The organism is Sulfitobacter faviae, assembly GCF_029870955.1.
Classification (GTDB): Bacteria; Pseudomonadota; Alphaproteobacteria; order Rhodobacterales; family Rhodobacteraceae; genus Sulfitobacter; species Sulfitobacter faviae.
The window spans coordinates 109,771-126,030 of sequence record NZ_PGFQ01000005.1 but is presented as its reverse complement, the minus strand read 5'-3'; the positions used below and the strand labels follow the sequence as shown (position 1 = coordinate 126,030).

Sequence of the window (16,260 nt, the reverse complement as noted above, 5' to 3'; positions counted from 1 at the left end):
GCGATGCGTAGGAAGTGGACTTCGCAAAGTTGCGGGTTTTGGCGGCGGGTGGAGATACATATGCTGCGTGCGCATCTGGATAAACCGTCTTTTGCCGTAGGGGCAGCCGCCATACATCATCCAACGGAAGGGATTCGGGGCAAAACTGCTCTCGCGGTAAGGATATCGGCGTCGGTACTAACCATTACTTGCCGCTTAGCCACCGCCGGAAACGTTGCCAAAGACCTTGTGGCACATCCGCATTCGCCATTGATGCGGGGGCTTCCGGCGCATCGTAATACCGACCTTTGGCGCGACGGTCGTGCGCCCGTCCAGCGGCAATCTGTTCATCACTCACATCACCTGCCCACCGGATATTGCTGTGCTTGATCCAGTAATGCGACCGGCAAGGAAAGCTCCAGTTCCCGATGGACGGCGAGAGCGAGATCGACACACCGTCATAGCCCATCTTCCAGTCCGTCGGGCTTAAGGGCGTGACGACTTCCCTGCCACAGCCGCAGGCGCATTTGTGAACGGCCGTTGCGTAATCCATGGCGAGGTACAGAACGCCCTCCTCGGTCTGCTCGGGGATCGCATCTACAAATTTGTGGGTAATCTTCTTAATCGTCATCGCGCCCGTCCATGTTGTTTATCGTGTTGCCATCAATCGTGTAGTTGCTGGAATGCTCGCCCTCAAAATCGGCGTAAAACCCTACAAGCTTCTTCCACCGGATCACCGCGAGCGTCGCGTTCAGGGCGTTCAGGTCAGCCACCTGGATGTTGGTGGCGTAAGCATCATCTACGTCCGCCTCGCCCATGCCGACGCGGCGACGAAGCGGCTCTCGCTGTTCGGCGGTGCTCAGCGTCACCCGCAGCACACCCACCAGGGCATCGTCGCCCATCTCGATCCCCATACCAACATCAATGAAGGGGGTGCCCTGTTCTTCGAGGTGTTCGACAGCCGGGCGTTTGGCGGCGCCGGAGTCAACGCACACAAAGACGAAATCCATCTCGTTCAGCAGGTCCACGTTGGATTCGTCGAGATAGACTGGATGCGGGACGATCCCTTTACGTATAGGCGCATAAAGCGCTGCGAAGTAATCGACCTTCTTGTTCCGTTCCCGCAGTGTTTCAATGCTGGGTGCGCCCGGGCTACGGAACGCGTTGTGCTGCAGGAAATCATCACCGTCGATAAGATGCAGCTCGCGGATCGGCGTCTTAGCGAGCAGATCGAGCACATAAGAGCCTGTTCCGCCGAGGCCAACAATGGCGACCTTGTTCATCGCCAGCTTTTCGGAAAAACCGCCGATCCCGGCCCGTGTCGAGGCTGTGTCCTGGTAGTTGAATACCGGATCAGGTTCATCGGAGTCTGCGACGACGTAGGTGCGCGCATCAGCCGTCGGATCGATTTTCCGCGCGGGCGATGCGATCATCTCCACATAGGTGGTCATTTTGTGTTCGTAGTCGCGGTAGCCCTCTTTTGGCTTGGCCGAAAACATGTGGTCTACCGTGATGTCTTTGCCGAGGCTCTGGCGTTTGCTGGAGTGCCTGATGCCTTCGAGTGTCTTGCCATTGTGATCGCAAGGATGCTCGCCCACGAAGTACGCCTTATGGTCGCTCGGCGCCATCGTCTCGCCACCGTTCGTCTGCAGAACAGAAACGAGCGTGCCAAGCTTTACCTCGCGATTGGCGTTCACGTAGGGCACGTTGGAGATCACGAGGTGGCCACTTTTCACAGCCACCTCGTATCCGCCTTCTTCGAGGGCCTTGAGATCGGCGTTACGACTTATCAGTTGCCGTGACATTGAAGATCATGCCCTCCTTCAGCTTCACGGTATCGCCCTCATCCAGCGTGCCCTCGGGCTTGTTGCCCTGGCCGCGCCGGTAGGTAATGGTGAAGCAGATCAACTCGCCCTTGGGCGGGTTTTCGTAAGCAAGCGCGACCAGATCGTCCTCGCCAAGTTCTGTCGCCGTCACCGTCTTCTCGCGGCCGTTCACAACAATCGTGTACTCTTTTTCCGGTTTGCCTTTTTCGTCCTTCGGCATGGCCAGGTCCTTTCTTTTTAGCCTTTCGGCGGGAACGGGTCGCCACCGTGGCTGTCACTGCTGGCGATCCGTCCGTCGCGGTTGTGGATACGCAGTTCGCTTTGCTGGTTGCGGCTGATTTCACGTCCGCGATCAACGGCGTCCTGCTTGGTTTCATGGTGGCTGCTGGCGCGGGATGCGCCGCCACGCTTCACATCCCATCCGCCTGCCGGGTTCGGCACGACGTGATGGGTCTTCGGTCCCTTACTCATGGTTTCCATACCTCCTGTTCGTTAGGGTTGCAGGCATAAAAAGTATGACTACTCCGAACATCATATATTTGTTGAAAGTCAGAAGTCAAGCACGTAAAGTACGTCTTTACCGAACAATAAGATCGACGGGGAGGCCGCCACATGACCAACAGCCTGGGAGAGAAGATTCGCCGCTTACGGAAGGAGCAAAAGCTCACGCTTGACAAACTTGCCGAGCTCACCGGCTCCAGCAAAAGCTACATATGGGAACTGGAGAACAAGAACCCGCCGCGTCCATCGGCGGAGAAGCTGGCCAAGATTGCAGAAGTACTTGGTGTCACGATTGAATACCTGCTCGATGAAAAGCAGGCGATAACCGAGGAAGACGCCGTCGATGCGCAGTTCTATCGTGAATACAAACACATGGACCCTGATACCAAAGAAAAAATCCGCGAGATGGTAAAGCTGTGGGGGAAACCCGGATGACCAAGCCGAAGTCGCCGCAACGATGGGCATACGACCTGACCATCATCCTGAACACCTTGGGTGGCGACGACCGCTTTCCGGTCAATGTTGAAGCGCTTGCCTACGATTTTTCAAAGCAGCGCTTTCCTGACGATCCGATAAGTCTTGTGCAGGGTGCCCCGCTGAAGGGATTCGAGGGCGCCTTGATGAAGGCCCCGCCTGGCGAAATGGGCTGGGGCATCTTCTACAATTCGGACACAGCATCGCCGGGGCGCATCAACTTTACCCTCGCCCACGAGTTCGGGCACTACCTCTTGCACAGGCAGGATCATCCTGACGGTATCCAGTGCAGCACCGAGGACATGGAACGCTGGGACAGCAAATATCGGCAGATCGAGAAAGAAGCGAACGAGTTCGCCGCAAATCTCCTCATGCCACTGGATGACTTCCGTGCGCAGATCGCTCCGAAGTCTCAGCCTGACCTAGAGGCCTTGGGCGCATGCGCGGACCGCTACGGCGTTTCCCTGATCGCGGCGACGCTGCGCTGGCTGCAGTACACCGAGCGCCGGGCAGTTCTTGTGAAATCTATTGATGGCTTCATTCATTGGGCGCGGTCGAGTGATCGCGCCTTGCGCACTGGCGCCTACTTCAAGACGGCTGGCCGACCGCCAATCGAGATACCGGCGACCGCGATACCGGCAACGGAAACTGAACTGGTTCGGCGAAAAGCAACGAGAGAGCATGAGTCAGGAAGCTGGTTCAAAGAGCCCTGCACCGAACATGCTCTGGTCTCCGAAGTCCACGACTTTGCGCTTTCCCTAATCCATCTTGGGGACGCGCCGTCACGCTTCGAGCCTGCCGAAGAGGCTGAAGAGGATACATACGACCGTATGGTGAGCCGCACGCCGGGTTCATCGTGGTTGGGCTAGCAATGCCCCATGGTTCGATCTATAGAAATAGATCGTTTCTAGCTTACGATATGTCAAACTAGATCACGTCTTGAAAATTCAGGCTTCATATGATACATTAAAGTAGATCAAGCGCTTTGCTTGATATGCAGGATTATATCAAAATGAGCTATGAGAGCGAGAAACTGGCGGCGACACTGAAAGCTGCCCGCGAAAAGAAGGGGCTGAGCCAGCGCGCGCTGAGCGCCCATGCAGGCGTGCCGCAGTCGCATATCTCCAAGATCGAGAGCGGCGCTGTGAACCTCACCGTCTCAAGTCTGACCGCCATCGCCAACGCCCTTGATCTGGAACTGGCGCTTGTTCCGCGCAAGGCCGCGCCTGCCGTAAGAACGATCACCCGTAGCGTAAACGACGTGCCGAAGGCCACGCCGGAGGCGCGTAAAGAGATTACCCGGCTCGCCAAGCAGCTTGAGCACATCCAGTCGCTCAAGATCGATAGTCCCGTCTTCGAAAACCTGCAGCGGCAGTTTCGCGAGATGCGACAGTTCGAGAACCTGATCCGGAATACCGACACATTGCGCAGCATACGTGAAGCGCTCAAAGCCGTGGAGAACGCGGGTGGCGTTGCCGCGCTGCAGGAAGCGTCAAAGCAGATGAACAGTTTCCGCAACGCACTCGCCCATGGCATAGCCGATGAGGAACGGACGCGCTTGCCGCGTCCTGCCTATCGCCTTGATGGAGACAACGATGAGTAATGTCTCCGTGCTGAACGTAAACCTGTATGGCGAGCCCATTGGCACGCTCACCAATCTTGGCGGCGATCGCACCATCTTTGCCTTCACCGACGAGTACATCGAAAATCCTGACAGGCCGACCCTCGGGCTCGCCTTCAAGGATGAATTCGGGGAACTCTATACGGATTTTCGGCCCTATCAGAAGCGCGTCATGCCCTTCTTCTCAAACCTTCTTCCCGAAGGCCATCTGCGCAAATACCTGGCCGAACAGGCGGGCGTGAATCCCGAACGAGAATTCTATCTGCTTTGGGCGCTTGGCCATGACCTGCCCGGCGCGATCACGATCACCCCTGCTGACGGTGAAGCCTGGCCGCCGGATGCGGCCGATGGCGCCGATGATCATGGCGATGATCAGCGAGAGAATGCTTTGCGGTTTTCGCTGGCAGGCGTTCAGCTCAAGTTTTCCGCCGTGATGGAAGCTAGTGGCGGGCTGACCATTCCCGCCTCTGGTGTCGGGGGCTCCTGGATCGTGAAGCTACCCTCGCGTGAATTCGCAGGCGTCCCTGAAAATGAATTCTCGATGATGAAGCTGGCCGGCCTTATCGGGATGAACGTCCCTGCCATCGATCTGGTCAGTATCGATGCGATCAAGAACCTGCCCGAGGGTATCGATAAGATCGGCAACCATGCCTTTGTGATCGAGCGGTTTGATCGCCTTTCCGACGGGTCGCGCGTGCATATCGAGGATTTTGCGCAGGTCTATGGGCTCTATCCCGAAGACAAATACGGCAATGGCACATTCCGCAACATCGCCCAGGTGATCGCCGCCGAAGGTAATGATGCCGACATCATCGAATATGTCCGGCGCCTGACCTTCAACATGCTGATCGGCAATGCTGATATGCACATGAAGAACTGGTCACTGATCTATCCGGACAGGCGGTATGTCTCGCTGGCACCAGCTTATGATTTTGTGGCGACTGTGCCCTACATTCCGGGTGATGCGACCAACATGAAGGTCAGCCGTGCCAAGGTGTTTTCGGCATTCTCGGTTGATGAGCTAGAACACCTTGCCGTCAAAGCATCGATCCCGAGGAAGATGGCGATCGACGCGGCCCAAGAGACGGTTCAGGCTTTTCGGGAGCATTGGGGCACAGAAGCGGCAAACCTGCCGATGAGTGATGAGGTCAGGTCTGCCGTTGAGGATCACATGAAGACAGTGCCCATCCTGGAAGAACTTTCATAGGGCAAGAGGTTCCTGACTCACTAGCAGAGCAGGGCGGAGGCGGGTGCCCTGATCTTCTGCGCCGCCGCACCCCCATCAGCAAGTGAGGGGTGACGGACGGCTCCGGCGAAGCAGGGCGATAGATGTTAGCTTGCGACGTTTGGCAGGTTCCAGAATTTCTTGGCGCTCTCGAACAAGTCGCCCGATCGTCCGCTGATCTTTGCCTCGTTCCAGCTGTCATGTTAGCAAAGGCGCTTGTTGAGATAGAGAAAGGCTGAGTTTCCAAAGATCGCTAACTGCGCTTCGCTGCCCTTGGTGCTTGCTGCGGCATCAGCCGGGGTCGCCACCGACTGCAGAATGGCGGCTCTAGGCCTACTTCGACACCTGACCTAAGCATAGTTTACTTCGCGCCATCTCCAAACCACACCAGCACAGAAAAAGGGGAACCGTGATCCCACGGTTCCCCTTTGGGTTCAGATCGTCTCCCCCTCGCGCGCCGACTAGGCGACCAAGGAGAGCCCCGCGCCCGCGTCCTGCGGCTGCTCACCGCTGTCGATGAACGGGATGATCGAGAAGGTCTGCCCGCCGCGCTGTTCTTCGTTCTGCACGGCGTTGACGCGCAGGTCGCCATCGGGCGTGTTGATCAGCAGCGACAGGTAGTCATTGCCCGTGCGGCTGCTTTTGGCCATCCAGGCCGAGCCGACGCGGATCGGTGTGCCCCGGGGTGAGCTGACCTCGATCCGGTAATCGGGGTGGGTTTCCTCGGATTTGTAGCTGTTCTCGATCAGCATGAACTCCAGATCGAACATCATGTTGGCGATGTAGCCAGTGAAGGCGTTGTCCGCGTCCATGGCGGTGAGCTCGCCCGAGATCGAGCCGGACTTCATCAGGCCGTTCGAGACCAGCGGGATGATCTCGAATTCGCCGCTTTGGGCCGCGCGCGCCTCTTTCGTCTGCACCGCGTTGACCCGGAACGGACCCAAGCCGACATCGATCTGCATCGAGATGTAGGGGTTGCCGCTGGTATTGCCGGTCTCGTTCCAGGCCGTGCCGATTCGCACCTTGCGGCCTGATTTGTTGACTGCCGTCACGTCAAAATCCGGGCTGCGTTCGGACATCTTAGCCCGCGCCTCCAACTGGATGGCGATGTCAAAGCGCGTCGAGTGGATCATGCCGGTGTACTGAGCGTCTGCGGTCTCGACATTGCGGGTGAGGGTTCCTGCGAACATGGGATGGTTCCTTTTGGATTGGCCGGTGCCTGACGTTCTTGCCAACGCATCGGGGATTGCTTTCTCGACCCCTCTTGGGATCACAAATCAGAAAGCTCGCTTTCCTTTCAGCCCCGCCCACGGGTCAGAGCTGCCGTCCGAGTGGGAATGCCCCCGCGCCTCCGGGTGCTACGCCCCTCCCCTGCCCGTCTGGTCTTGATTGGTTGCCCGGATTTTCTGCGGCGTCCTTCGATTGCGCGACGAAGAACACCGTTTCTTTTCCGTTCAACCGGTGCCCGCTCCGGTCGGTCAGGCCGATGCAGCTACCGTTCGGCTGATAGGTGATGAGGTACTGACCGAGCCGGTCCTTGTGGACAACGTAGCCGGTATTGGCCCAGTGCACGGTCTGGCCGGCATCGACGGCCGCCTTGATTTCATCGAGTGTCATGCGATCCTCCTCAAGAAGAATGGTGGGGAAACGACGCAAGAAGCCCGATCTTCCAACCGGGCTTCCATACAGTATTCGTTTGGCAAACGGCCGAGAGCTGTCAGGCGCTTTGCGTGGCCCGCGTCGCGCGCGCCGCCATCCAATCTTTCAGGCCAAGAACCGTTCGTCCGGCGGCAACCTCGGAGGCCCAGGCGACCCTTGGGTCGCCGCAGGGCTCATCGCCAGAATGCCGGTCGATATGGCCATTGGCCATCCATGGCTCGGGCTGGATCCGTCGCAGCCAGTCCGCCATGCTCGGGATACGGCCCTGACAGTCTTCGCGGATATGCTGCTCGCCGATCCAGCGCACGGGAATGTCCCGACCCGCGCTATTGGTCAGGGTCAAGCCGAAGACACGTTCGGCCTCGAACAGGCCTTGTGCATGGTGGCGCATGGCTCGGTGCGTGAAGAGCGCGAGGTGCTCTTTCGAGGCGTCAAACCAATCGTGCACAGACTGATAGTCAGATGGCACCCCGCCGAATTTCTGGGCAGAGCTTTCAGCATGATGAAGCGGATGGGCCATCTCACAGCCCCTCGACATAGCTGTGCGAGCATTCGACATAGCGGTCCGCGTGATCGAGGATGATGCTGTCTAGTGCTATGTCCCATGTCAGCGTGCCGTAGCCGCCCTCGTTGTTTTCGAACCCCGGGTGATGGTGATAGGCGAGCGACCAGGCGAAGTCGCCAACCTCTGTGGCAAGCGCCTCCGGCAGTTGGACCTCTGCGGGCTGCACCGTCACATCCTCGACATTGCCGGAGTCGCCATAGCCTTCGTATTCGGCAGTGACCTCGCTGATGCCAAGCGCACGTAGTTGCGCGAGCAGCTCCGTTCGGGATGCCTTCAATGTGGTTTCGCGCTCTGCACGCCACTGAGCCGCCATTGCGGCATAGTCGATCTGGGGATTGGTCATGGGTCTGTCCTCTTGTCTGAATTTGGGGGCCGGGCCCGGCATTGGTCTGCCCGCGCCCGGAAAGCGCAGCCCGGGCAAACCCCGATCCGCGACGCCCGACCGAAAGCCCGCTTTGACTTTTCAGGCGGCTTGTTCTGACGTCATGGCGGCTTCCTGCCCCACGATCCGGGCCAGAATGCTTCCCGTGTCGATCCCGTCCCCATGCGGCAGGAACACCCGTAGCTGGAAGGCGATGATCTCGGTGAAGCAGCCGAGGGCCTTGAGGCCATCAATCATGCCCCTGTCCACGCCGCACAACTCAAGGCGCATCTCGCCTGCGACACGGCGACGGGTCAGGGTGAGACCCCGGCCCAGATCGACAGGCGCGGTGGTGCCGAGGGCGGCGGTCAACATCTCCTGCGGTGTTTGCGGGTTGGACACGAGGAAGCGGGCGCGCAGCGCGGCCGCCCCTTCCTCGCTCAGCGTGCGCCCGATCATGGCGGTCGCCCCATCGGGCGTGACCCGGTAGATGCGCTCATTGGTGGTCGGAATATCCTTCCAGATCGGCAACAAGAGCCCGGTCAGCAGGTAGAGCTTGGTTGTGGTGGTTTTTGGCAGGGACGCTGCCTCGGCATCCCAAAGCTTTGCAAACTCGGGCCTTTCGATGTCTTCCCAGGCCGAAGACGTGAACCGCGCCTCCTCCAGGTAGCTCGACCCGTTTGGCCGCACAACCTTGCGCATCAGCGTGACGATGTCTTCGTCATACATCTGCATCGGGCGTGCCGAGATGAGCGCCGCGCGACCGGAGGCGCGATTGACCATTGGCAGCTTGTCCGGATTGCGCGATATGGCCTCTTCAGCCCCAAGGACGTGGACCGGGTCGGTGACCTCCAGCCCGATGATCCGCGTCACGGCGCCGGATTTCGGGCAGGTCCAGAGGTCTTCGGTGGAAACCTGCTCGATTCTTTCGCCGCGCAGGGTTTCGACGCCGAGATCGAGCGTGCCCGCCGCGCGCGCCCGCTCAGACTGATCGGCAATCCGCCTCATGAACTCGCCAAAGAGCGCGTTCTGCATGTGGATGGGAAGGGCCAGAACCCGGTTGAGAAACCGCTGGATCGGGGGAAGCTCCTCAAGGAGCACCCCGTCCTGGTCGATCAGCCGCAGGGCCGTCCAGTCGGTGAAGCTCTCGTAGCTCATCGCCTCAGCGCGCCCGGCGGCAAGATCGGCGAAATACCCACGCAGCGCCGCCCGTGCGATCGGGCTTTCGAGATTGTCCTCCTCGCGGAACATGCCTTGCGAGCCGGTCTCGCGCTGACCCTTGGTCAAGGCCCCTAGCTGGTCGAGGCGCTTGGCTATCGTCGAGGTGAAACGCTTTTCGCCATGCACATCCGAGGTGCAGACCCGGAAGAAAGGCGCGCTGACCTGGGCAGAGCGATGGGTGCGGCCGAGCCCCTGGATGGCCGCATCGGCGCGCCAGCCGGGCTCCAGCAGGTAGTGCCGCCGCCGTTTCTGGTTCTTCGCCGTTTGTGCCGCATGATAGGAACGGCCCGTGCCGCCCGCATCGGAGAAGATCAGGACATCCTTTTCGCCGTCCATGAAGGCTTGGGTTTCGGATGAATTGCTGCTGGCGGCGCGCTTCTCGATGAAGAGGTGGCCATCGTCCGCCTTCAGAGGTCGGATCGACCTTCCGGTCACTTCGGCCACGGCATCGTCGCCAAAGGCCCAGAGGATCTGATCCAGCGCCGAAGGGATCGGGGCCAGCGTCATCAACTCCATCATGGCCGCATCGCGCAGGGCGAGCGCCTCGCGCGAGACGACCAGCGCGCCAGTTTCATCGCGGAGCGGCTCGGCCACCATATTGCCGTCGATCTCGACCAGCTTTTGCGCATGAATCGGGAAGGCCTGTTCGAGGTATCCCAGGACGTAATATGCCGCGTCACCGTTATGCGGAGTTCTGGGTTTCAAGTTGTTGTTCTGGTGATTCATTTTCGGGTTTCCGCTTTGGATAATAATGATGCCTCTGCTCTCAACTGCAGAAGGACATCCCCATGAACTCCCCCTCGAACTCTCCGGTCGGCGGCCGCGCCGAAGCCGACGACCTGCTTACGCCTGCCGCTTTCGCGCTTTATGCTGGACGGGGCGGAAAGGTCTGGGTGGAAATCGCAGGTGGCGGACAGAAGCGACATTGAGGCGGAGTTGGCGCGGGTTCGAGCCCGTCTGGCCGATCTGGATGTCGAACGAACGCAGCTTCAGCGCGACGTTGCAGCGCTAGAGGCTCGTCTCGCTGCAGAGCACGTGCCGGCAGTGAGACAATCCTCATTCGAGAACGCCCCGGTTACGAATGCTTCTCCGTCGCACCAAAAGGTCGAGCTGTTCCGTCGCCTGTTCGCCGGTCGGCCTGACGTGTTTCCGGTGCGATGGGAAAACAGGAGGACCGGTCGCTCAGGATACTCGCCGGCTTGCGGCAACGAATGGGTGAAGGGCATCTGTGGCAAGCCAAAGGTCAAATGCGGCGAGTGTCCTCATCAGAAGTTCATACCGCCGGATGAAGGTGTTATTGCAAGGCACCTGCGTGGCGACGACGGTCGGGGCGGGGATTTTGTTGCAGGCGTCTATCCGCTCTTGCCCGGAGATACCTGCTGGTTCCTGGCGGCGGATTTTGACAAGACTTCCTGGTCGGAGGACGCCAATGCGCTGCTCGAAACCTGCCGGGTGAAGGGCGTGCCCGCAGCGTTGGAGCGGTCGAGGTCGGGTAACGGCGGACATGTCTGGATATTCTTTGCTGAAGCGGTTTCTGCCCGTCTGGCGCGCCAGCTTGGATCCGTCCTGATCACGGAAACGATGGAAAGGCGGCCGGAAATCGGCTTCGCATCCTATGACCGGCTGTTTCCGAACCAGGACATCATGCCGCTTGGCGGGTTTGGCAACCTGATCGCGCTGCCGCTCCAGAACACCGCGCGCAAGGTGGGCAACAGCGTCTTTGTCGACGCGGACATGCGGCCATATGATGATCAGTGGGCCTATTTGTCTTCCTTGCCGCGAATGACCGCCGCAGCGGTGACCAACCTCGTTGAAGCGGCGGAGCTTTCCGGGCGGGTGCTGGGCGTCCGCATGCCGGTTGAGGACGAGCAGGCGGACGAACCTTGGAAAATGCCTCCGTCACGTCGCAGCACGCCGCGTCGACTGGAAGTGCCCATCCCGCAGACCATCAAGGTGACGGTTGCCGATCAAATTTACATCGACCGATCCGACCTTCCATCGGCCATGATTGCCCAACTGGTGCGGTTGGCCGCGTTCCAGAATCCCGAATTCTACCGCGCACAAGCGATGCGGCTGCCTACATTCGGGAAGCCGCGCATTGTGTCCTGCGCCGAGTTGCATCCCCGGCACGTCGCGTTGCCGCGTGGCTGCTTTGATGAGGTGACCGGGTTTTTCTCCGATCACGGAGCAACTGTCGAAGTGGACGATTTGCGTGAGGACGGAGCCCCTTTGCCGGAGATTGTGCGCTTCCGAGGCGAGCTGCGCCGGCAACAGTCGCAGGCATTTGACGCATTGGTCGAACACGATACCGGCGTGCTGGCCGCCACCACCGCCTTCGGCAAGACGGTCGTGGCCTCCGCGCTGATCGCACATTGCGCCCGCAACACGCTGGTTCTGGTGCACCGCCGGGAATTGCTGAATCAATGGGTCGAACGGCTTGGCTCATTTTTGCAGATCGATCCCAAGCTGATCGGCGCCATCGGGGCCGGAAAGCGCAAACCCACCGGTGTGATCGACGTGGCGCTTATCCAGAGTCTGGTTCGCAAGGGTGAAGTTGACGACATCGTTGCCGATTACGGCCATCTTGTCGTTGATGAATGCCATCACTTGTCCGCTGCAAGCTTCGAACTCGTCGCCCGCAGATCGAAAGCGCGCTATGTCACCGGATTGTCGGCAACCGTTGCCCGAAAGGACGGGCATCACCCGATCATCTTCATGCAATGCGGCCCGGTGCGCCATCAGGTGAGCGCAAAATCGCAGGCCGCCGAAAGCGGCCTTCGCCATCGGGCACGGGAACGTCACACGAGATTCCGGTTGCCGGAGGCGCTCGCCATGGCCGAGCGCCCGTCCATGCCCGCAATTTATGCAGCACTGGCGGCGGATGAGACCCGAAACGACCTGATCTTCGACGACGTTCTGAAATCGCTTGAGGCCAAGCGCTCGCCGATTGTCCTGACCGAGCGAAAGGATCACCTCGACTATCTCCAGCAGCGGTTTTCCAGATTCGCCAGGAATATCGCCGTGCTCCGGGGCGGCATGTCGGCAACGGACCGGAAGGCCGCGCAGACGGCGTTGAGCGTTGCCGATGATGAGGAACGGCTGATCCTCGCGACAGGGCGCTATATCGGCGAGGGCTTCGATGATGCGCGGCTCGACACCCTGTTCCTGACGATGCCGATCGCATGGAAGGGAACGTTGGCGCAATATGTCGGCAGGTTGCACCGGCGGCATGACGACAAGAAAGACGTGTTGGTGGTTGACTATGTCGACAGTTCGGTCCCCGTCCTCGCCAGAATGGCTGCCAAACGAAGGACGGGCTATCGGGCGCTTGGCTATGTGATGGAATAGCGCCCCGCAGAATGCGGGACGCCAATTTTGTCTTGTCGTTCAGGAACGCTGCGCGGCGACGGCCAATATTTGCATCAGCTTGTCCGAAGGCTCACGGAACTTGCCGGGCTTGATCAGCGGTGCGTGATGCGCCTCGAGAAGCGCAAGCTTCTCGGTTGGATCCGCGCGCAGATACATCTCGGTCGTCTGGATGCTGGCATGGCCAAGCCAGAGCGCGACCTTGCGGATATCGCCGGTGGCCTGAAGCGTGTGCATGGCGCAGCTGTGCCGCAGCACATGTGGGGTGACGTGCTTTGCGGCAATCGACGGCGCCGAACGTTCGGCCACCGTCACATGCTGCCTGAGCCGATATGCAAATCCATCCCGCGTCATTTGCCGCCCATCTCGGTTCAGAAACAGTTCCGGGCCTACATTGCCGGGCCGGACGGCCAGCCACGCCCGGATGGCGCCCTGGGTCTCCTTCCAGAGCGGCAGCACACGCTCCCGCCGTCCCTTTCCCAGGATCCGCAGGCTGGAAAACGACCCATCGGGAAAATCGTCCATCCGCACCGCGAGCAGTTCGGACGCCCTCAACCCCGCCGCATAGGCCAGATGCAACATGGCCCGATCCCGCAATCCGCCCCGCGTGTGGCGGTTCGGCGCGGCAAGCAGGGCGCGGACTTCTTCCTTGGTCAGATAATCGATCAGCTTGGCGTCTGTCCGCTTGGTCGGCATGGCGCGGATCATCCTTGCCTGCTCAAGGCAGGCCGGATGGCGATGCTCAATGAAACGAAAAAACGATTTGATCGCTGCCAGTCGCGCGTTGCGGGACCGGATGGAATTGGCGCGTCCCTCTTCGATATGTTCGAGGAACGCCCTGACCATCTGCACATCAATATCTTCGATGAAAAGTTCCGATGGAGTTCGCTTGAGCCGCCCGGCGACAAACCGCAGCAAGAGGGCGAAAGCACGGGCATAGGCCGCGATGGTATGCCGGCTTGCCCCGCATTCATCGGGAAGATGGGTTTGCAGAAAGGCGGAAAGGTCGGGAGCAAGCGGGGTCATGTCGCACCTCCGATCCAGGTCTCCTCGGCGGTCGACGCAATCATCCGCAACAGAACCGGCGTGGCCTCAAGGTACCAGTAGGTGTTGGCAATATCCACATGGCCGAGATAGGTGCTCAAGGCCTTCATGTGCCGCAACACCGCCTGCGGGTTGTTCCCGCAGGCCTCCAGCGATCGCACGGCGAAGGTATGGCGCAGATCGTGCACCCGGGGACCGGGACCCGTTGGGTTGCGATAGCCGAGCTTGCGCACGATCCGCACGAAAACCACGTGGACCCTCGTCGCCGTCGGGGGCGGCCATGGCCCAGAACGAAAAGCGCATCGCCTACTTTGCGTAGGCTGTTGCGGGCTTCAAGATACCGATCCAGCGCGGCGCGGGTCGAGGCATGAATGGGAACGAGACGGGTTTTGCCGAACTTGCCCTTGCGGATCATGAGGCCGTCTTCCGTCAGATCGCCGCGCTGCAGGGACAATGCCTCCGAAATCCGCAAGCCCGTCGAAGCGAGCAGCCCGAACAGGTTATGGTAAGTCAGCGGGCTGATCGGCGACAGGCCGGGCACCAGAAGCGCTTCCTGCATGATCCGATTGATCTGGTCTCGCGTCAGAATATGTGGAGCGGGCCGCCTTCGCCGTGATCGGCCCAGAAGCCCTATCGCCGGTATCTCGTGCTGCGCATCCTCCGCATGCAGGAACACCGCCAGCGCGCGGGCGCGATCAAACCGGGCCTGCGCGGCGTCCGGCGTTGCAGCTCCGCCGGCCCATTCGAGAATCGGTGCTGCTGTCAGATGCGTGATGGATCGTTCCGCGGCAAAATCCGCGAAGGCGCGCAAGGATACCTCCTGCGCGGTGAACTTCTTTCCGAGTGTGCGGTTGAATTGGACGAAGCGATCAACGTGGTGATGTATCATGACTCGTACCCCGGCCATGGTTGAGCCACTTCCGCCAGCATCCCGACATCGACCTTGGCATAGATCGCGGTCGTATCGCGGGAACTGTGGCGCAGCGCGGCACCGATCAGGTCAAGGTCTGCACCACCGCGCAGCCAGGCGGAAGCCAGTGAATGGCGAAAGACATGCGAACCGGTCGGCAAGCCGGTAAAGCCGCCGCGTCTCAGGACGCGGGAAACGATCCCGGCAATCTCGGCGGAGGATCGCAGCGGGGTGAAAGGAGCCTGGACTCGGAGAAAGACCCTGTCCGACGCGACCACCGGACGCGCATTCTCGATATAGGCCAGCAGCGCATCGCCTACATCCTGCGGCAGCGGCATCATCACGCCGCGCCTGCCCTTGCCGTACAATCGCAACCGACTCGCGCGCCAGTCGATATCTGACAAATGCAACTGCCAGATATCCCCGCGCGCAGGGCCAACCGGGCGAGAAGGAGAAGTATCGCGCGGTCCCGGATCTCGACCGGCGTATTGGTGCGACAGGAGACGATGATCTCTTCGATCTTCGCAGTGGGAATCGTGCGCGGGACTGTAGAAAGCTTGCGCCGAACAGCAGATGGCACCGCATGCAGGAGCGACGGGGCGCATGCGCCCTGGACGATCGTAAAGCGCAGGAAGGCGCGCAACACGGTGACCGTCTTGCGCACAGATGATCGGGAGCGTTCTTCGCCCTGGTCCAGGACGATCGACCGGATGGACGCAGCGCTGTAATCCTTCGGAGTTGCCCCAAGGCGTTCCAGCCAGCGGCCCGCTTCATTCAAATAGCGCCGTACGGTCTTGGGCGTCACCCCACGCTCGCTTCGCAGCCATTCCGAAAAGCCGGTCAGACGTGGATCTTCTGCGGAGACTTTGTCAGGTGCTTCGGGCGAGAGCAGACCTTCGGCGATCAGGTGCCGGACAAGCGCAAGGGCACCTCGTTTGCGGTTCTTATAATGAGACGCCAGAACCTTTTTGCCATGTTTGGTCATTTCCCCGCAGCGGCATTCGTGCCGCGCGAACTGATCGATGGTTCCGTCACCGATTGCGGTCACCGGAACTCGCTGCTGGAAAACCCATTCGGCAAAATGGCTGGCGTGGCTGAGCAGTGTTGTGCACGACACCTTGCTGTAGCCTGCGGTGTCGAGCTTCTCTGCAAAAGCCTCCAGGTGCTGTCCAAGCCGGGCGGTGTCATTGGGGATCACAACCACGCCAGTCTCCTCGAGATATCGAAGAAACCGCCGGGTATAGGTGGCATACATCGGGCTACGCAATTGTTTGGGGCTGTAGCGACCGCAGCGGCAGCGGTGACGAAGAAACCTGTCAAAAACCGACGCGTCGAGGTCACGGACAGAGACTTTCCGTGCATGCGCCCACTTCAGAAAATGGCGGGCTGCGCTCAGCGCGCCCGGGGAAAGCCTTGGATTGTCGGCGTGGTACGCGACGACCAGAGCGAGGTTGTCGACGCCGTCGCGCGCACGGCGCGGAGAGTTTGAGGGAGTGTTCATGGGGGAT

General features: G+C 60.2%; 18 protein-coding genes and 2 pseudogenes. 5 read left to right on the top strand and 15 right to left on the bottom strand.

Going from position 1 to position 16,260, the window contains the following annotated elements:
- Window positions 1–184: 184 nt before the first annotated feature.
- The 4 genes from CUR85_RS19405 to CUR85_RS19390 are packed head-to-tail and all read right to left on the bottom strand — an operon-like array spanning window position 185 to window position 2,276.
- A complete protein-coding gene (locus tag CUR85_RS19405; RefSeq protein WP_280323182.1) occupies window positions 185–610 on the bottom strand; it encodes a ubiquitination-like system serine protease family protein in 426 nt (141 codons plus the stop codon).
- Window positions 600–1,784, bottom strand: a complete 1,185-nt coding sequence (locus tag CUR85_RS19400) for a ThiF family adenylyltransferase (protein ID WP_065331958.1) — start codon at window positions 1,782–1,784, stop codon at window positions 600–602. Before CUR85_RS19400 ends, CUR85_RS19405 begins: the two co-directional genes overlap by 11 nt.
- Window positions 1,759–2,025, bottom strand: a complete 267-nt coding sequence (locus tag CUR85_RS19395; protein ID WP_065331959.1) for a multiubiquitin domain-containing protein — start codon at window positions 2,023–2,025, stop codon at window positions 1,759–1,761. The genes CUR85_RS19400 and CUR85_RS19395 overlap by 26 nt, the downstream gene beginning before the upstream one ends.
- Window positions 2,026–2,042: 17 nt before the next feature.
- A complete protein-coding gene (locus CUR85_RS19390; protein ID WP_065331965.1) occupies window positions 2,043–2,276 on the bottom strand; it encodes a DUF2188 domain-containing protein in 234 nt (77 codons plus the stop codon).
- 141 nt (window positions 2,277–2,417) lie between these two features.
- Here CUR85_RS19390 and CUR85_RS19385 point away from each other — a divergent pair, with 141 nt between their 5' ends.
- From CUR85_RS19385 to CUR85_RS19370, 4 genes are all read left to right on the top strand, one after another.
- On the top strand, window positions 2,418–2,741 hold the full coding sequence (locus CUR85_RS19385) for a helix-turn-helix domain-containing protein (protein WP_065331960.1): 324 nt from the start codon (window positions 2,418–2,420) through the stop codon (window positions 2,739–2,741).
- A complete protein-coding gene (locus tag CUR85_RS19380; protein WP_065331961.1) occupies window positions 2,738–3,649 on the top strand; it encodes an ImmA/IrrE family metallo-endopeptidase in 912 nt (303 codons plus the stop codon). The genes CUR85_RS19385 and CUR85_RS19380 overlap by 4 nt, the downstream gene beginning before the upstream one ends.
- A 125-nt stretch (window positions 3,650–3,774) precedes the next feature.
- On the top strand, window positions 3,775–4,383 hold the full coding sequence (locus tag CUR85_RS19375) for a helix-turn-helix domain-containing protein (protein ID WP_280323181.1): 609 nt from the start codon (window positions 3,775–3,777) through the stop codon (window positions 4,381–4,383).
- Window positions 4,376–5,608, top strand: coding sequence for a type II toxin-antitoxin system HipA family toxin (locus CUR85_RS19370; RefSeq protein WP_280323180.1), 1,233 nt, complete (start codon window positions 4,376–4,378; stop codon window positions 5,606–5,608). Before CUR85_RS19375 ends, CUR85_RS19370 begins: the two co-directional genes overlap by 8 nt.
- 479 nt (window positions 5,609–6,087) lie before the next feature.
- Here the strand turns inward: CUR85_RS19370 and CUR85_RS19365 are convergent, their stop codons facing one another.
- The 5 genes and pseudogenes from CUR85_RS19365 to CUR85_RS19345 form a co-directional block, all read right to left on the bottom strand.
- Complete coding sequence (locus tag CUR85_RS19365) at window positions 6,088–6,816, bottom strand: DUF736 family protein (protein WP_280323179.1); 729 nt, start codon at window positions 6,814–6,816, stop codon at window positions 6,088–6,090.
- A 124-nt stretch (window positions 6,817–6,940) separates the two neighbouring features.
- Entirely contained in the window at window positions 6,941–7,243 is a 303-nt protein-coding gene (locus CUR85_RS19360) for a hypothetical protein (RefSeq protein WP_280323178.1), read from the bottom strand.
- 100 nt (window positions 7,244–7,343) lie between these two features.
- The gene (locus CUR85_RS19355; RefSeq protein ID WP_280323177.1) at window positions 7,344–7,805 is read right to left on the bottom strand and encodes a DUF6915 family protein; all 462 of its coding nucleotides are present in this window, start codon (window positions 7,803–7,805) and stop codon (window positions 7,344–7,346) included.
- A gap of 1 nt (window position 7,806) precedes the next feature.
- A complete protein-coding gene (locus CUR85_RS19350) occupies window positions 7,807–8,193 on the bottom strand; it encodes a DUF6878 family protein (RefSeq protein ID WP_184583025.1) in 387 nt (128 codons plus the stop codon).
- A 120-nt stretch (window positions 8,194–8,313) separates the two neighbouring features.
- Window positions 8,314–10,098: pseudogene (locus tag CUR85_RS19345) on the bottom strand (strawberry notch C-terminal domain-containing protein); the annotation flags it as partial.
- A 240-nt stretch (window positions 10,099–10,338) separates the two neighbouring features.
- On the opposite strand from CUR85_RS19345, the gene CUR85_RS19340 reads away from it, so the two are divergent.
- A complete protein-coding gene (locus tag CUR85_RS19340) occupies window positions 10,339–12,780 on the top strand; it encodes a TOTE conflict system archaeo-eukaryotic primase domain-containing protein (protein WP_280323176.1) in 2,442 nt (813 codons plus the stop codon).
- 39 nt (window positions 12,781–12,819) lie between these two features.
- On the opposite strand, the gene CUR85_RS19335 is transcribed toward CUR85_RS19340, so the two are convergent.
- The 6 genes and pseudogenes from CUR85_RS19335 to CUR85_RS19310 all read right to left on the bottom strand — a co-directional run bounded on the left by CUR85_RS19335 (window position 12,820) and on the right by CUR85_RS19310 (window position 16,253).
- Window positions 12,820–13,506, bottom strand: a complete 687-nt coding sequence (locus tag CUR85_RS19335; protein WP_280323208.1) for a tyrosine-type recombinase/integrase — start codon at window positions 13,504–13,506, stop codon at window positions 12,820–12,822.
- Between the two features lie 87 nt (window positions 13,507–13,593).
- Window positions 13,594–13,824 (bottom strand): annotated as a pseudogene (locus CUR85_RS19330) (site-specific integrase); the annotation flags it as partial.
- A complete protein-coding gene (locus tag CUR85_RS19325; protein ID WP_280323175.1) occupies window positions 13,821–13,943 on the bottom strand; it encodes a hypothetical protein in 123 nt (40 codons plus the stop codon). The gene CUR85_RS19325 and the pseudogene CUR85_RS19330, both read right to left, overlap by 4 nt.
- 5 nt (window positions 13,944–13,948) lie before the next feature.
- The gene (locus tag CUR85_RS19320; RefSeq protein WP_280323174.1) at window positions 13,949–14,731 is read right to left on the bottom strand and encodes a tyrosine-type recombinase/integrase; all 783 of its coding nucleotides are present in this window, start codon (window positions 14,729–14,731) and stop codon (window positions 13,949–13,951) included.
- On the bottom strand, window positions 14,728–15,120 hold the full coding sequence (locus CUR85_RS19315; RefSeq protein WP_280323173.1) for a tyrosine-type recombinase/integrase: 393 nt from the start codon (window positions 15,118–15,120) through the stop codon (window positions 14,728–14,730). The genes CUR85_RS19320 and CUR85_RS19315 overlap by 4 nt, the downstream gene beginning before the upstream one ends.
- Complete coding sequence (locus CUR85_RS19310) at window positions 15,093–16,253, bottom strand: integrase (protein WP_280323172.1); 1,161 nt, start codon at window positions 16,251–16,253, stop codon at window positions 15,093–15,095. Before CUR85_RS19310 ends, CUR85_RS19315 begins: the two co-directional genes overlap by 28 nt.
- Between the last annotated feature and the right edge of the window lie 7 nt (window positions 16,254–16,260).

Bases quoted from the DNA above. Each gene is read 5' to 3' on its own strand.
- CUR85_RS19370 (WP_280323180.1), top strand. From the start codon at position 4,376: ATGAGTAATGTCTCCGTGCTGAACGTAAACCTGTATGGCGAGCCCATT.
- CUR85_RS19400 (WP_065331958.1), bottom strand. From the start codon at position 1,784: ATGTCACGGCAACTGATAAGTCGTAACGCCGATCTCAAGGCCCTCGAA.
- CUR85_RS19350 (WP_184583025.1), bottom strand. From the start codon at position 8,193: ATGACCAATCCCCAGATCGACTATGCCGCAATGGCGGCTCAGTGGCGT.
- CUR85_RS19380 (WP_065331961.1), top strand. From the start codon at position 2,738: ATGACCAAGCCGAAGTCGCCGCAACGATGGGCATACGACCTGACCATC.
- CUR85_RS19335 (WP_280323208.1), bottom strand. From the start codon at position 13,506: ATGATCCGCGCCATGCCGACCAAGCGGACAGACGCCAAGCTGATCGAT.
- CUR85_RS19395 (WP_065331959.1), bottom strand. From the start codon at position 2,025: ATGCCGAAGGACGAAAAAGGCAAACCGGAAAAAGAGTACACGATTGTT.
- CUR85_RS19390 (WP_065331965.1), bottom strand. From the start codon at position 2,276: ATGAGTAAGGGACCGAAGACCCATCACGTCGTGCCGAACCCGGCAGGC.
- CUR85_RS19320 (WP_280323174.1), bottom strand. From the start codon at position 14,731: ATGATACATCACCACGTTGATCGCTTCGTCCAATTCAACCGCACACTC.
- CUR85_RS19385 (WP_065331960.1), top strand. From the start codon at position 2,418: ATGACCAACAGCCTGGGAGAGAAGATTCGCCGCTTACGGAAGGAGCAA.
- CUR85_RS19375 (WP_280323181.1), top strand. From the start codon at position 3,775: ATGCAGGATTATATCAAAATGAGCTATGAGAGCGAGAAACTGGCGGCG.
- CUR85_RS19355 (WP_280323177.1), bottom strand. From the start codon at position 7,805: ATGGCCCATCCGCTTCATCATGCTGAAAGCTCTGCCCAGAAATTCGGC.
- CUR85_RS19310 (WP_280323172.1), bottom strand. From the start codon at position 16,253: ATGAACACTCCCTCAAACTCTCCGCGCCGTGCGCGCGACGGCGTCGAC.
- CUR85_RS19360 (WP_280323178.1), bottom strand. From the start codon at position 7,243: ATGACACTCGATGAAATCAAGGCGGCCGTCGATGCCGGCCAGACCGTG.
- CUR85_RS19365 (WP_280323179.1), bottom strand. From the start codon at position 6,816: ATGTTCGCAGGAACCCTCACCCGCAATGTCGAGACCGCAGACGCTCAG.
- CUR85_RS19405 (WP_280323182.1), bottom strand. From the start codon at position 610: ATGACGATTAAGAAGATTACCCACAAATTTGTAGATGCGATCCCCGAG.